This is a genomic window from Pseudomonas sp. AC169 (genome assembly GCF_979258515.1).
The window spans coordinates 5,540,379-5,556,041 of sequence record NZ_OZ409866.1; the positions used below are offsets into that span (position 1 = coordinate 5,540,379).

Annotated in this window: 11 protein-coding genes; 5 read left to right on the forward strand and 6 right to left on the reverse strand. The window is 58.8% G+C overall.

Annotated elements, in window-relative coordinates; all coding sequences use genetic code 11:
* The first annotated feature begins 1 nt into the window (after position 1).
* Positions 2 to 1,621, forward strand: a complete 1,620-nt coding sequence (locus ACZZ0G_RS24765; RefSeq protein WP_463557897.1) for an ABC transporter ATP-binding protein — start codon at positions 2 to 4, stop codon at positions 1,619 to 1,621.
* 143 nt (positions 1,622 to 1,764) lie between these two features.
* Here ACZZ0G_RS24765 and ACZZ0G_RS24770 read toward each other — a convergent pair whose 3' ends face one another.
* Positions 1,765 to 2,082, reverse strand: coding sequence for an SCP2 sterol-binding domain-containing protein (locus ACZZ0G_RS24770; RefSeq protein ID WP_007912567.1), 318 nt, complete (start codon positions 2,080 to 2,082; stop codon positions 1,765 to 1,767).
* Between the two features lie 50 nt (positions 2,083 to 2,132).
* Positions 2,133 to 2,843 carry a histidine phosphatase family protein gene (locus ACZZ0G_RS24775; protein WP_463557898.1) on the reverse strand — a complete coding sequence of 237 codons (711 nt, stop codon included), beginning with the start codon at positions 2,841 to 2,843 and terminating at the stop codon, positions 2,133 to 2,135.
* 204 nt (positions 2,844 to 3,047) lie between these two features.
* Here ACZZ0G_RS24775 and sohB point away from each other — a divergent pair, with 204 nt between their 5' ends.
* A complete protein-coding gene (gene sohB, locus ACZZ0G_RS24780; protein WP_122605220.1) occupies positions 3,048 to 4,079 on the forward strand; it encodes a protease SohB in 1,032 nt (343 codons plus the stop codon).
* Between the two features lie 67 nt (positions 4,080 to 4,146).
* Here sohB and ACZZ0G_RS24785 read toward each other — a convergent pair whose 3' ends face one another.
* On the reverse strand, positions 4,147 to 4,641 hold the full coding sequence (locus tag ACZZ0G_RS24785; RefSeq protein ID WP_038368934.1) for a DUF934 domain-containing protein: 495 nt from the start codon (positions 4,639 to 4,641) through the stop codon (positions 4,147 to 4,149).
* Positions 4,625 to 6,283, reverse strand: a complete 1,659-nt coding sequence (locus tag ACZZ0G_RS24790; RefSeq protein ID WP_463557899.1) for a nitrite/sulfite reductase — start codon at positions 6,281 to 6,283, stop codon at positions 4,625 to 4,627. The genes ACZZ0G_RS24785 and ACZZ0G_RS24790 overlap by 17 nt, the downstream gene beginning before the upstream one ends.
* 524 nt (positions 6,284 to 6,807) lie before the next feature.
* On the opposite strand from ACZZ0G_RS24790, the gene ACZZ0G_RS24795 reads away from it, so the two are divergent.
* Positions 6,808 to 7,881, forward strand: a complete 1,074-nt coding sequence (locus ACZZ0G_RS24795) for an ABC transporter substrate-binding protein (RefSeq protein ID WP_463557900.1) — start codon at positions 6,808 to 6,810, stop codon at positions 7,879 to 7,881.
* Between the two features lie 5 nt (positions 7,882 to 7,886).
* Here the strand turns inward: ACZZ0G_RS24795 and ACZZ0G_RS24800 are convergent, their stop codons facing one another.
* The gene (locus tag ACZZ0G_RS24800) at positions 7,887 to 8,105 is read right to left on the reverse strand and encodes a DUF2970 domain-containing protein (protein WP_150651237.1); all 219 of its coding nucleotides are present in this window, start codon (positions 8,103 to 8,105) and stop codon (positions 7,887 to 7,889) included.
* Between the two features lie 178 nt (positions 8,106 to 8,283).
* Complete coding sequence (gene metH, locus ACZZ0G_RS24805; RefSeq protein ID WP_463557901.1) at positions 8,284 to 11,994, reverse strand: methionine synthase; 3,711 nt, start codon at positions 11,992 to 11,994, stop codon at positions 8,284 to 8,286.
* 154 nt (positions 11,995 to 12,148) lie between these two features.
* Here metH and ACZZ0G_RS24810 point away from each other — a divergent pair, with 154 nt between their 5' ends.
* Entirely contained in the window at positions 12,149 to 14,455 is a 2,307-nt protein-coding gene (locus ACZZ0G_RS24810; protein WP_463557902.1) for a fatty acid cis/trans isomerase, read from the forward strand.
* A gap of 179 nt (positions 14,456 to 14,634) precedes the next feature.
* A complete protein-coding gene (locus tag ACZZ0G_RS24815; protein WP_463557903.1) occupies positions 14,635 to 15,657 on the forward strand; it encodes an acyltransferase family protein in 1,023 nt (340 codons plus the stop codon).
* The last annotated feature ends 6 nt before the right edge of the window (positions 15,658 to 15,663 follow it).

A 15,663-nucleotide genomic window follows, 5' to 3' on the forward strand; every position in this document is an offset into this window, starting at 1 on the left:
TATGCCTGAACATCTGATTGAAATACGTGACCTGCGCGTCGCCTTCAATGGCCAGCCCGTGGTGCACGGTATCGACCTCGATATTCGCCCCGGCGAGTGTCTGGCGCTGGTCGGGGAATCTGGCTCGGGCAAGTCGGTGACAGCGCACAGCATTCTGCAATTGCTTGACCCGGCCATCACGCAGATTGAGGGCAGCATCCGCTATGTCGGCGAGGAGTTGCTGGGCGTGCATGAGCGCTATTTGCGGCAACTGCGCGGCAATCGTATCGCGATGATTTTTCAGGAGCCGATGAGTTCGCTGAATCCTTTGCACACGATTGAGCGACAGTTGGGTGAAAGTCTTGCGCTGCACAAGGGGCTGGCCGGAGCGGCGGCGCGGCAACGGATTGTGCAGTTGCTCGAGCTGGTGGGTATTCAACGCCCGCGCGAACGGCTCAAGGCTTATCCGCATCAACTGTCGGGCGGTCAGCGTCAACGGGTGATGATTGCCATGGCGCTGGCCTGCGAGCCGCAGTTGCTGATTGCCGATGAGCCGACCACCGCGCTGGACGTGACTGTACAACGCAAGATTTTGTTGTTGCTCAAGGAACTGCAGCAGCGGCTGGGCATGGCGTTGTTGATCATCAGTCATGATCTGAATCTGGTGCGTAATATCGCGCAGCGGGTGGCGGTCATGCGTGGCGGGGTGATCGTCGAACAGGCATCGTGTGAACAGTTGTTCAGCGCGCCGCAGCATCCTTACAGCATTGAATTGCTCAACGCTGAGCCGGGTGGAGAAGCGTTGTGCCGCGAGCCTGCGGAGGATTTGCTGGAGGTGCGTGATCTCAACGTACGCTTTCGTTTGGGCGGCGGATGGCTACGCGCGAAGTCTTGGTTGCACGCGGTCAACGGCATTGATTTGAATCTTCAGCGCGGCGAAACCTTGGGGATTGTTGGCGAATCCGGCTCCGGAAAATCGACATTGGGGCAGGCAATTCTGCGTTTGATCGAAGCCCAGGGCAGCATCCGTTTTCAGGGCGAGGCGCTGGAGCACTTGAGCGGCAAGCAACTCAGACCGCTGCGCAAACGTCTGCAAGTGGTCTTTCAGGATCCATTCGGCAGTCTCAGTCCGCGCCTGTGCGTGGAGCAGATCATTGCTGAAGGTTTACAGGTGCACAGCGATTTGAATGCCGATGAGCGTGAAAGAGCGGTGATTGAGGTGCTGCGTGAAGTCGGTCTCGATCCGGCCACCCGCCATCGCTATCCCCACGAGTTTTCCGGTGGTCAGCGGCAGCGCATCGCGATTGCCCGGGCACTGGTGCTCAAGCCGGATCTGATTTTGCTTGATGAACCGACCTCGGCACTGGATCGCACGGTGCAAAAGCAGATCGTGGCTTTGCTACGGCGTTTGCAGCAAGAACATGGCCTGACTTACCTGTTCATCAGCCACGATCTGGCGGTGGTGCGAGCGCTGGCCCATGACTTGATTGTGATGAAAGAGGGGGAAGTGGTTGAGCGAGGCGAGACGAGTGCGCTGTTTCATGCGGCGCAACATCCGTATACGCGAGAGTTGCTGGCCGCTTCGTTCACTGACGACCCCCTATCAAATGTGGGAGCGAGCTTGCTAGCGAATGCGATGTGACAGGCAACGGTGATGTTGACTGAGTTGACGCCTTCGCGAGCAAGCTCGCTCCCACAGGTCTTGAGTGCGAGCAGTAATCCTCAGCGCTCAAATGTAAAAATCCCGCCACGAAGGCGGGATTCTTGTGTCACTGAGCGTCGGTCTTACGAAGGGAACAGCTCGGACAGTTTCATCGACAGCATCATGTCGCCTTCAACGCGCAGCTTGCCGCCCATGAAAGCCTGCATGCCGTCGGTTTCGCCGCTGACGATACCTTTCAGGGTTTCGCTGTCCAGCACCAGCGTGCAGTTGGCGTCCGGGTTTTCGCCTTCCTGAATATCGCAGGTGCCATCTTTGACGATCAGCGAGTACTGCTTGTCTTCGTCAGTGATGTTGAAACCGAAGACCAGATCCAGACCGGCAGCAGCGGCTGGGTTGAACTTGGCTTGCATTGCTTTTACGGCATCGGCTACGGAGGTCATGGTTCGATCCTTATGAGGTTGATTACAGCAAGGTTCACAGTTAACCGGACTCAACGGAAAGTGATGAGTTCCGGAACCTTCAACAGCTGCAGATGTGCATGACTGTTAAAGGAGGCCAAAGCCACCTCGCGACCGCGGAACTTCAGCTGGTTGAGCGAGGTGTTGACGATTTGCCAGTTCAATTCAAAGGCCTGTTTCGCAGGCATTTGCGTAATGAGGTGGAGCAGGGCGGTGATGGTGCCGCCGGAGGTGAACACGGCGATTTTCTGATTTTTATCGGCCAGATCAAGAATCCGGTGCAGCCCGGCCTGAACCCGTTCGACGAAACCCAGCCAGCTTTCCAGGCCCGGCGTGTCGTAAGTGCCGGCCAGCCAGCGCTCGATGATCAAGGCGAAAATACGCTGGAATTCGCCACGGTTCTGCGCGGCGTTGCGCAGGATGTCGAGGGCTTCCGGCTCGTCCGCCAGCATGTCCGGGAGCAGGGCGCGGATAACCGCGTCGGCGTCGAATTCGTTGAAGGCGGAATCGGTTTCGAGGGTAGGCACCGGCAAGCCCTTTGCGGCGAATTGCGCTAGCGCGCTGGTGGCCGTGTGCTGCTGACGACGCAGGTCCCCGGCGAGGCAGCGATCGAAGCTGATACCCAGTTCAGCGAGGTGCTGACCGAGGATTTCTGCCTGGCGCACACCGGTCGGCGACAGGACGTCATAGTCGTCTGCACCAAAGGAGGCCTGGCCATGTCGAATCAAGTAGATGCTGCCCACGTCCGCGTCATCCCGGTACGTTGAAGGTTGTGGCGAGGTTATGAGGATGACGGTTAGCTGTCAATGAAAAAACATACGCTTGTTTGAAATGCCCGTTACAGGGGTGTTGCCAGAGGTTTCACGGCTGGCCGACAAGCCGGCGCATGGGTATGCTGGAGCCATCTCGCGTGTGTTTCACATCCGCGCATCGCTTAAGGAGTCTCTGTGGAGTTTTTCACCGAATACGCCAGTTTTCTGGCCAAGACCGTCACCCTGGTAGTTGCCATTCTGGTGGTGCTGGCCAGTTTTGCCGCATTGCGCAGCAAGGGCCGGCGCAAATCGGCCGGTCAGTTGCAGGTCAGCAAACTCAATGATTTCTACAAGGGCCTGCGTGAGCGCCTTGAGCAAACCTTGCTCGACAAGGATCAGCTCAAGGCTCTGCGCAAGGGCGAGGCCAAGTCCGAGAAAAGCGCGAAAAAGCAGAAGAAACAGCCCGAAGCCAAATCCCGCGTATTTGTCCTCGATTTCGACGGCGACATCAAAGCTTCCGCAACCGAAAGCCTGCGCCACGAAATTACCGCACTGCTGACCCTCGCCACACCAAAAGACGAAGTGGTCCTGCGTCTGGAAAGCGGTGGCGGCATGGTTCACAGCTACGGCCTGGCGTCCTCGCAATTGGCGCGTATCCGTGAAGCCGGCGTGCCGTTGACCGTGTGCATCGACAAGGTCGCGGCCAGCGGCGGCTACATGATGGCGTGCATCGGCGAGAAGATCATCAGCGCGCCGTTTGCGATTCTCGGCTCGATCGGCGTGGTTGCACAGCTGCCCAACGTCAACCGCTTGCTGAAGAAGCACGACATCGACTTTGAAGTCCTCACCGCCGGCGAGTACAAACGCACCCTGACCGTGTTTGGCGAAAACACCGAGAAGGGCCGGGAGAAGTTTCAGGAAGACCTGGACATCACCCATCAACTGTTCAAGAACTTTGTCGCTCGCTATCGTCCGCAACTGGCCATCGACGACGTCGCCACCGGTGAAGTCTGGCTAGGGGTCGCGGCGCTGGATAAACAACTGGTGGATGAGCTGAAGACCAGTGATGAATATCTGGCAGACCGGGCAAAGAAGGCCGAGGTCTATCACCTGCACTACGCCGAGCGCAAAAGCTTGCAGGAGCGAATCGGCATGGCTGCCAGCGGTTCAGTCGACCGCGTACTGCTGAGCTGGTGGAGTCGTCTGACTCAGCAGCGCTTCTGGTAAATCGAGCAGGCATAAAAAACGCCGGTCATATGACCGGCGTTTTTTTGTCCGCTCTAAACCTGAAGACTTAGCGGCGACGGAACAGCGGCAGCGGTTCGTCGGTGGCGGCCTGATAGGTCACCGAGAAGTCCTTGAGGCCTTCCAGCGCTTCGTACGGGTCTTTGTCCGCGCGAATGGCAAAGGCGTCGAAACCGCAGCGGTGCATGTAGAACAGTTGATCACGCAGCACGTCGCCAATCGCCCGCAGTTCGCCTTTGAAACCGTAACGGTCGCGCAGCAGGCGAGCGTTGGAGTAGTTGCGGCCGTCAGTGAACGCCGGGAAATTCAGGGCAATCACCTGGAATTCGGCGACGTCTTCACCGATTTCCTCGGCTTCTTCGTCAGCGTCCAGCCAGACACCCAGACCGCCGTCGCGGGCCTTGAGCATGCGACTGTGTTCGCGCCACAGTTGCAGTGGCACGATCAGATCGTCGCAGTTGCTGATCTCGTCGATGTTGAAATCCTTGGGCAGCAAGTGCCAGGTTTCGTCGACGACCTCGTTGTTCTTAATGATTCGCTGCATAGACGCGTTCCTTGAAGAGGTCGATGCCAATACGCTGGTAAGTGTCGATGAAGCGCTCGTCTTCGGTACGTTGTTCTACGTACACGTCGATCAGCTTCGAGATCACGTCAGGCATGGCTTCCTGTGCGAAGGACGGGCCGAGGATCTTGCCCAGGCTCGCATCACGGCTGGCGCTGCCGCCGAGGGAGACCTGGTAGAACTCTTCGCCTTTCTTGTCGACGCCGAGGATGCCGATGTGGCCGACGTGGTGGTGACCACAGGCGTTCATGCAACCAGAAATGTTCAAGTCCAGCTCACCGATGTCGAACAGGTAATCGAGGTCGTCGAAACGACGCTGAATCGACTCGGCAATCGGGATCGACTTGGCGTTGGCCAGCGAGCAGAAGTCGCCGCCAGGGCAGCAGATGATGTCGGTCAGCAGGCCGATGTTCGGCGTGGCGAAACCGCCTTCACGCAGTTCGCCCCAAAGGGTGAACAGTTGGCTTTGCTCGACGTCGGCAAGAATGATGTTCTGTTCGTGCGAAGTGCGTAGCTGACCGAAGCTGTAGCGGTCGGCCAGATCGGCGACGGCGTCAAGCTGCTTGTCGGTGATGTCGCCCGGGGCAACGCCGGTCGGTTTCAGCGACAGGGTTACGGCGACATAACCCGGCTTCTTGTGTGCCAGGGTGTTGCGGGTACGCCAGCGAGCGAAACCGGCGTGCTCTTTGTCGAGATCGGCCAACTGGGCGGTCTGGTTGTCCAGCGCCTTGTAGTCCGGATCGACGAAGTGCTTGGCGACACGCTGCAGTTCGGCGTCGGTCAATGTGGTCTGGCCACCGCGCAGGTGCTCCATTTCCGCATCGACTTTCTGCGCGAACACTTCCGGCGTGAGGGCTTTGACGAGGATCTTGATCCGCGCCTTGTATTTGTTGTCGCGACGGCCGTAGCGGTTGTACACCCGCAGGATGGCGTCGAGGTAGCTCAACAGGTCCTGCCACGGCAGGAACTCGTTGATGAACGCGCCCACCACCGGCGTACGGCCGAGGCCGCCGCCAACCAGCACACGGAAACCCAGTTCGCCAGCGGCGTTGTGCACCGGCTCCAGGCCGATGTCATGGACTTCAATGGCGGCACGGTCAGCGGTCGAACCGTTGACGGCGATCTTGAATTTACGCGGCAGGTAGGCGAATTCCGGGTGGAATGTAGTCCACTGACGAACGATTTCGCACCATGGGCGCGGGTCGATCACTTCGTCGGCAGCGACGCCGGCGAACTGGTCTGTGGTGACGTTGCGCAGGCAGTTGCCGCTGGTCTGGATCGCGTGCATCTGCACGGTGGCCAGTTCAGCCAGAATGTCCGGGATGTCTTCCACCGCCGGCCAGTTGAACTGCACGTTCTGCCGCGTACTGATGTGGGCGTAGCCCTTGTCGTAGTCGCGGGCAATCTTGGCCATCATGCGCAGCTGACGTGAAGTCAGTTGGCCGTAAGGCACCGCCACACGCAACATCGGCGCGAAGCGCTGGATGTACAGGCCATTTTGCAGGCGCAGGGGGCGGAATTCTTCTTCGCTCAGCTCACCTGCCAGATAGCGTCGGGTCTGATCACGGAACTGCTTGACGCGGTCCTCGATGATCCGCTGATCGTACTCGTCGTATACGTACATATAAGTCCTGTTCTCAGGCTTGGGCCATTCGGAGTAGCACTGCGTTTTCGCTTGCTGGAGTCCGATTGTGCCTCTGCAATTCTGCGCGCACGGCCGCGCACTCCCTAACGGAGCCGGGGCAATATACCCGTTTGCAGTTATGCGCAAAAGTGATGTTTGAGTATATGTAAAGAACCAAATCGCCTAACGAGAATGGCTGTCAACTAACCCACATTTGTCGTGCGGACAATCATCGTCTTAACTGTGGTCGAGTCTTTCTGCAATCACCGATAAAACCGACAAGAGGCGATGCAATGAGCAATCCGACCAAGGCAAGAAAAAGCGACAGCAGTGTCGATGCGTGGGCCATTTTGTTCCTGATCATTCTCGTAGTAGGGACAGCGGTATTCTGGGTCAGTCATCAGTAAACGACCCATCCGGGCCCGCGCCCGACTAATTGTCGGACAAAAACGGGATCAGGCATCAATAGCCGGTGGAACGAGGGCTATAATGCGCGGCCATTTTTCCTTGGGCCCGGATGTTTCATGTTCAAGCTTTTCCATATCAGCCTTCTGTTGTTCGGCGCGCTGTTCCAGAGCGGTGCGCGGGCGGAGTCGGTGCTCTTCTTGAATCCGGGTTCGACCCAGGAAGCGTTCTGGATCAGCTATTCACAGTTCATGCAGGCGGCCGCCCAGGATCTGGGGATCGACCTGCAGATCCTCTATTCCCAGCGCCAACCCGAACTGACCCTGGCGCAGGCGCGCCTCGCGTTGCAGGGGCCGAATCGTCCCGAGTATCTGATTTTCGTCAACGAACAATACGTCGCCCCGCAGATTTTGCGTCTGGCGCAGAACAGCGGCGTGAAGCTGTTTATGGTCAACGCCGCACTGACTCCTGACCAGCAGGCCTTGGTCGGCGAGCGTGACGACCGCATCGGCAGCCTGGTGCCGAATGACGAGGAGGGCGGCTACTTGATGATGAAGGAGCTGATCCGCCTGCATCCGGCTGCGACAGGCGCTGAGCCGATTGAAGTGTTGGCGTTCTCCGGGCTGAAGGTCACGCCCTCGGCGCAATTGCGCGAGCACGGCATGCAGCGCGCGCTGGCCGAACACCCACAGATACGTCTGCGGCAACTGGTTTACAGCGGCTGGACGCAAGAGCGCGCCTACGAGCAGGCCAGGCAATTGTTCGCGCGTTACCCGAAGGTGTCGCTGGTATGGTCGGCTAATGATGAAATGGCTTTCGGCGCAATGCGCGCGTACGCCGAGACCGGCAAAGTCCCCGGCAAGGATGCCTTGTTCAGTGCGGTCAACACCTCACCGGCGGCCTTGCAGGCATTGATTGACGGGCGCCTGAGCGCATTGGTCGGCGGGCATTTCACCTTGGGTGGCTGGGCGTTGGTCGAATTGCATGACGTGGCGCAAGGCGTCGAGTTGAATCGCTACGGTGGCCGCGATCGACAGATTCCTTTACTGCAACTGATCGACCAGCGTCAGGCCCGACAAATGCTGGCCATGGGCAAGTCGCCGAACTACGGCGTGAATTTCCGCAAGCTCTCAGCCAAGGGGCAACCGGCGTCGTATCGCTATCCATTCACCCTGCAAACCCTGATGCGCTGAGCGCGTCAGACCCCGGCGAAATGCAGCACCAGTTTGACGATGGCAAACAATGCCAGCGCAAACACCGCAGTGAACAGAATCCCCAGCATCACAAAATGGCTGGGCTTGCCATGGGTGAAGTCCCTTGCCCGGTTCTTGCCGCTCTGTACCCCGAACGCTGCGGCCATCACGCTGTGCAGCATCTGCCAGAAGGTCGGCGGTTTGTTGTCGACTGGATCGTCCATAAATCCCTCGTCTGCGTGTGTGTCAGACAAGCATAGCTAACCCTTTCAAAGCCACCGCAAAAACAAATGTGGGAGCGAGCTTGCTCGCGAATGCGGTCATTCATTCAACATTGATGTTGACTGACATGACGCCTTCGCGAGCAAGCTCGCTCCCACAGGATGATGCGTTGAAGCTGGATTAGTTGTCGTAGCCGAGGTTTGGCGCCAGCCAGCGCTCGGTCACGCTGAGTTCCTGACCTTTACGCGAGGTGTAGCTGGCGACCTGATCCTTGTCGACCTTGCCCACGGCAAAGTACTGCGCCTGCGGATGGGCGAAGTACCAGCCGCTGACCGCTGCCGCCGGGAACATCGCGTAGTGCTCGGTGAGGAACACACCGCTGCGGCCGGCGCGCATTTCTTCGGCTTCCGGATCGAGCAGGGCGAACAGCGCGGCCTTCTCGGTGTGATCCGGGCAGGCCGGGTAACCCGGAGCAGGGCGGATGCCGCTGTATTGCTCTTTGATCAGCGCTTCGTTGTCGAGGGTTTCGTCCTTGGCATAACCCCAGTGCTCTTTACGCACTTGCTGGTGCAACCATTCGGCGCAAGCTTCGGCCAAACGGTCGGCGAGGGCCTTGACCATGATCGAGTTGTAGTCGTCGCCAGCGTCCTGATAAGCCTTGGCCACTTCCTCGGCGCCGATGCCGGCGGTGGTGATGAAGCCACCGACATAGTCGGTCACTTCGCTGTCCTTCGGTGCCACGAAGTCGGCCAGCGAGAAGTTGGGTTTGCCGTCGGTCTTGATGATCTGCTGGCGCAGGTGATGCAGTTTGGCCAATGGCTGGCCGTCATCGCCGTACAACTCGATGTCGTCGTCATGCACCTGATTGGCCGGCCAGAAACCGAACACTGCACGGGCGCTGATCAGCTTCTCGTCGATCAGCTTGGCGAGCATTTCCTGCGCGTCCTTGTACAGCGCCGTGGCGGCTTCACCAACGACTTCGTCTTCGAGGATGCGCGGGAACTTGCCGGCCAGATCCCAGGAGATAAAGAACGGCGTCCAGTCGATGTATTCGGCCAGCACCTTGAGATCGATGTTGTCCAGTACCTTGCTGCCAGTAAATGTCGGTTTGACCGGCTCATAAGTCGCCCAGTCGAACTGTGGTTTCTTGGCGATGGCGGCGGCGTAACTCAGGCGCTCGGTACGGGCGCTACGGTTGGCGGTGCGTTCGCGTACTTCAACGTATTCGGCACGGGTTCTTTCAACGAAGCCAGCCTTCAATTCTTTCGACAGCAACTGCGTCGCCACACCCACCGCACGGGAGGCGTCGGTCACGTAAACCACGGCATCGTTGCTGTACTTCGGCTCGATCTTCACCGCGGTGTGCGCTTTGGACGTGGTCGCGCCACCGATCATCAGCGGCAGATGGAAGTCCTGACGCTGCATCTCACGGGCAACGTGGACCATTTCATCCAGCGACGGCGTGATCAGACCGGAGAGGCCGATGATGTCGCACTTCTGCTCTTTGGCCACCTGCAGAATCTTCTCTGCCGGCACCATCACGCCGAGGTCGACGATGTCATAGCCGTTGCAACCGAGTACCACGCCAACGATGTTCTTGCCGATGTCATGCACGTCGCCCTTGACGGTGGCCATGAGGATCTTGCCCTTGGCTTCCGGCTTGTCGCCTTTTTCCAGTTCGATGAACGGGATCAAGTGCGCCACGGCCTGCTTCATCACGCGGGCGGATTTCACTACTTGCGGGAGGAACATTTTACCGGCGCCGAACAGGTCACCAACGATGTTCATGCCGGACATCAGCGGGCCTTCGATCACTTCGATCGGGCGGGCGAACGACTGGCGCGACTCTTCGGTGTCTTCAACGATGTGGGTGGTGATGCCCTTGACCAGCGCATGTTCCAGACGCTTGTTGACGTCCCAGTTGCGCCATTCTTCGGTCTCGGCTTCCTTGACGCTGCCGTCGCCCTTGTACTTGTCGGCGATGGCGAGGAGGGCGTCGGTGCCTTCCGGCGTGCGGTTGAGGATCACGTCTTCAACGGCGTCGCGCAGCTCTTGCGGGATCTGGTCGTAAATCTCCAGCTGACCGGCGTTGACGATGCCCATGGTCAGGCCCGCGCGGATCGCGTACAGCAGGAACACCGAGTGAATCGCCTCACGCACGGGATTGTTGCCACGGAACGAGAACGATACGTTGGACACGCCGCCCGACGTCAGCGCGTACGGCAGCTCGTCGCGGATGTAGGCACAGGCGTTGATGAAGTCCACAGCATAGTTGTTGTGTTCTTCGATACCGGTGGCGACGGCGAAGATGTTCGGGTCGAAGATGATGTCTTCCGGCGGGAAGCCGACTTCGTTGACCAGAATGTCGTAAGAGCGTTTGCAGATTTCTTTCTTGCGCGCTTCGGTGTCGGCCTGGCCGGCTTCGTCGAACGCCATCACCACCACTGCCGCGCCGTAGCGCTTGCACAGTTTGGCGTGATGGATGAACTGCTCGACGCCTTCTTTCATGCTGATCGAGTTGACGATGCCCTTGCCCTGAATGCACTTGAGGCCGGCTTCGATGACTTCCCATTTCGACGAGTCGATCATGATCGGCACGCGCGAGATGTCCGGTTCACCGGCGATCAGATTGAGGAAGGTCACCATGGCCTTCTTCGAATCGAGCATCCCTTCGTCCATGTTGATGTCGATCACCTGCGCGCCGGCCTCGACCTGTTGCAGGGCGACTTCCAGCGCTTCGGTGTAGTTGTCTTCACGGATCAGCCGGGCGAATTTCGCCGAGCCAGTGATGTTGGTGCGCTCGCCGACGTTAACGAACAGCGAGCTGCGATCGATGGTGAACGGCTCCAGACCCGAGAGGCGGCAGGCCTTCGGAATGTCCGGAATCTGACGCGGTGCATAACCGGCGACGGCTTTGGCGATCGCTTCGATATGCCCCGGCGTGGTGCCACAGCAGCCGCCGACAATATTGAGGAAACCGCTCTGGGCGAACTCTTCGATGACTTTGGCAGTTTCCGACGGCAGTTCGTCGTACTCGCCGAATTCGTTCGGCAGACCGGCGTTCGGGTGCGCCGAAACGTGGGTGCTGGCCTTGTTCGACAGCTCTTCCAGGTACGGACGCAATTCGCTGGCGCCGAGCGCACAGTTGAGGCCGACGGAAATTGGCTTGGCGTGCGCCACCGAGTTCCAGAACGCTTCGGTGGTCTGCCCCGACAGGGTGCGGCCGGAGGCGTCGGTGATGGTCCCGGAAATCATGATCGGCAGTTCGAGGTGCAGCTCTTCGAACACCCCTTGCACAGCAAAGATCGCCGCTTTCGCGTTGAGGGTGTCGAAAATGGTTTCGATCAGGATCAGGTCGGCGCCGCCCTCGATCAGGCCTTTGGTGGCTTCGGTGTAGTTTTCCACCAGCTCATCAAAGGTAACGTTGCGGTAACCCGGATTGTTGACGTCCGGCGACAGCGAGCAGGTGCGGCTGGTAGGACCGAGCACGCCGGCAACGAAACGCGGCTTGTCCGGGTTCTCGGCGGTCTTGGCGTCGGCGACCTTGCGGGCCAGACGTGCGCCTTCTACGTTTAGCTCGTAGGCCAGTTCTTCCATGCCGTAGTCGGCCATGGAAATGCGCGTGGCGTTGAAGGTGTTGGTTTCGAGGATGTCGGCACCGGCATCCAGGTAGGCTTTCTCGATGCCGCCGATCACGTCCGGACGGGTGATGATCAGAAGGTCGTTGTTGCCCTTGACGTCACTCGGCCAGTCCGCGAAGCGCTTGCCGCGATAATCCTGTTCTTCGAGCTTGTAGCTCTGGATCATCGTGCCCATGCCGCCGTCGAGTATCAGGATGCGCTCTTTGAGAGCTTGCTTGAGAGCTTGAAGGCGGACGCTGCGATCGGACATTTGAACTACTCGGAAAGACCATTACGAAGGAGCGGGATCATAGCAAACCTGTGCGCTTTTAGAGCATGTGGGGCTTTTGCATGAATATCGCTCATGTTGGTACGAGCGTCATACTGTAGAATCGCGGCGTTTTTTAACAATCGGGATCAGCAGCATGTCTTACCGCGTCATTGGTTTTGTGTTGCTGTTTCTCAGCTGGGGCGCCGTGGCGCAAGAGCCAGCGACTGCGCCGGCCATTTCTCCTTCGATTTCGTACGTCCGCGACATCCAGCCAATTTTCACCGAGAAGTGCGTGGCCTGCCATGCGTGCTACGACTCCGCTTGCCAGTTGAATCTGGGCAGTGGCGAGGGCGCGGCCCGTGGTGCAAGCAAAATGCCGGTGTATGACGGCGAGCGCACCGTCGCGGCGCCGACCACCCGATTGTTTTACGACGCCTTCGGCAAACTCGCCTGGCAGCAGAAAGACTTCTATTCGGTGCTTGATGCGCAGGGCAGTCAGGCCGCGCTGATGGCGCGCATGCTGGAGCTGGGCCACAAAACCCCGCTGACGCCGAACGCCAAACTGCCGGAAGACATCGTGCTGGGCCTGAACCGCCAGAATATGTGCGCGCTGCCTGCCGAGTTCGAAGGCTATGCCGGCGCCCATCCAAAAGAAGGCATGCCGCTGGCGGTCACTGGGCTGACTGATCAGCAATATCAGACGCTGCAGCGTTGGCTGGCGTCAGGTGCGCCGATTGACGAGCAAAGCCTGGCGCCGAGCGCGAAAGAGGCGCTGCAAATCGTCCAGTGGGAAAATCTGCTCAATACTCCCGGCGCCCGGCAGAGTCTGGTCGGCCGCTGGCTGTACGAGCACTTGTACCTCGCGCACCTCTATTTCAAGGATGGCGAGCCGGGGCATTACTTCCAGTGGGTGCGTTCGCGTACGCCGACCGGGCAGCCGATCGATCTGATCGCCACCCGTCGCCCCAATGATGATCCGGGCACCCAGGTGTATTACCGCTTGTGGCCGGTGCAAGGGGTGATCGTGCACAAGACCCACATCACTTATCCGCTGAGCGCGGCGAAAATGGCGCGGGTCAAAAGCCTGTTTTATAGCGGCAACTGGCAGGTCAATGCGCTGCCCGGATATGGCCCGCAGAGCCGCGCCAATCCCTTTGCCACATTCGAGGCGATTCCGGCGCAGGCGCGTTATCAGTTCATGCTCGATAACGCCGAATATTTCGTCCGTACCTTTATTCGCGGCCCGGTGTGCCGTGGGCAAATCGCGACCGACGTGATTCGCGACAACTTCTGGGCGCTGTTCCAGGCGCCGGAACACGACCTCTACATCACCGATCCGAACTATCGCGGCCAAGCCACACCGTTGCTGGCCATGCCGGGGCAGAACGACGATGTCGGCAGCGTCCTGAGCCTGTGGCACAACTACCGCAACAAGCGTAACGAATACGAAGCTTTGCGCCGCGACAGCTACGCCGATGTGCCCGCGCCGAGCTGGTCGACCCTGTGGGCCGGCAACGACAACGCGTTGCTGAGCATTTTCCGCCACTTCGACAGCGCTTCGGTGACCAAAGGCTTGATCGGCGAGGTGCCGCAGACAATGTGGCTGTTCGACTATCCGCTGCTCGAACGCACCTATTACCAATTGGCAGTCAACTTCGACGTGTTCGGCAACGTCTCGCATCAGGCCCAGACCCGTCTGTATTTCGACCTGATCCGCAACGGCGCCGAGCAGAACTTCCTGCGCCTGATGCCCGCCGACTCCCGCGAGGATTACCTCGACGATTGGTACCAGAGCAGCGGCCAGTTCAAGATGTGGCTCGATTACGAGGCGATTGACGACGACAAACCGACTGCGCTGAAACTCGACGAGAAAGACCCGAAACACGACTTCGCCATGCAATTGCTGGCGCGTTACGGTGATCTCAATGCGCGGCCCGATCCGATCAACCGCTGCGACGGTGCTTACTGCTCGCGGCCGAATATCGACCCGGCACTGCAAAATGCCGAACAGGCATTGAGTCGCCTGACATCGCGTCCGGCGGCCGGGTTGAAGGTGATTGATCAGCTCCCGGAAGCGACCATGCTGCGCGTTGAAACCGCCAGCGGCAAACGCGAGGTTTACAGCCTGTTGCGCAACCGTGCCCATAGCAATGTGGCGTTCCTGCTGGGCGAGTCGCTGCGCTATCAACCGGGGCTGGACACGCTGACCATTTACCCGGGCGTGCTCAGTAGTTATCCGAATTTCATCTTCAACGTTCCCGCTGATCAGGTGCCCGTGTTTGTCGATGCGATGGAAAACGCCAAGGATGGCAACCGTTTCGAGAAAATCGTCGAACGTTGGGGGATCCGTCGCAGTCATCCGCAATTCTGGTTCTATTTCCATGATCTCAGCCAATACATCCACGAAACCGAACCGGTGGAAGAGGGCGTGCTGGATATGAACCGCTACGAGAATCTTTGATCGTTTGAAACAGGCCGACTGTCACAGCTTCAGGTAACACACAAATCCCCTGTAGGAGCTGTCGAGTGAAACGAGGCTGCGATCTTTTGATCTTTCAGAATCAAGATCAAAAGATCGCAGCGTGCCGCAGCTCCTACAGGGATTGAGGTGAATTTGAGGTTGTGATTCGGGAGCAGGTGATGTTGATTTCAGTGCAAGCCCTGCGTGCGCTTGCGGCGTGGACGGTGGTTTGCCATCACTTCATGCAGATTTTCTTCGATTTCCAGGCACGTGGGCCGATCGGGCAACTGTTCATCGACAAAGGCGCAGTGGGCGTCGATGTGTTCTTTGTCATCAGTGGTCTGGTGATTTTCCTCTCGACCGAAAACAAACCGCTGCCGCCCATGCGTTTTCTGTTGTATCGGCTGTTTCGCATCGTTCCAGCGTATTGGCTGTACACGCTGTTGATGGCGCTGCTGGTGGTGTTCGCTCAGCCGTTGCTGCCGGATCAGTCTGTGGACTGGGGGCATCTGCTGCTATCGTTGCTATTCATTCCTACAGAGAATCCCGGCGGCTACGGCATCTATCCGACGCTGAATGTCGGCTGGACGCTGAATTACGAAATCCTTTTTTACGTGTTGTTTGCCTGGGCGCTGCTGTTTCGCTTGCAGGTGCGCCTGCTGGTGGTCGCGGCGTTGCTGTTTGCCGTGTGTCAGGCCTGGACCGGGTTTGGCTGGATCAGCGCGTTTTATCGTTCGGACATTGTTTATGAGTTTCTGCTGGGCATCGGCATCGGCATGCTTTATCGCCGAGGCTGGATCGGGCCCGGGTTGTGGCTGCCGCTGGCTGCCATCGTCGGCGCATTGCTGGCGATTTATCACTGGGCGCCGGCGCCGAGGCTGCTCAACTGGGGCGTACCGAGTGCGGTGCTGGTGATGGCGTGTATCGCGCTGGAACGTTATGTCGAGCGCAGTCGCGTGCTCAAGTTGCTCGGCGATTGTTCGTATTCGGTGTACCTGATGCACGTTCTGGTGCTGTCGGCAGGCGGTTATCTGGCCCGGCGCTACGCGATCAACCCCTATTTGATGTTTGTCGTCTGCGCGCTGGCCATTGGCGTCGGTTCCTGGTTGAGCTACGAATGGGTGGAAAAACGCAGCTATCGCTGGCTCAAGGCGCGAATCGACGACGAGCCCGACGAGAATCTTTCCCGACAAAAATACTAGGACTTT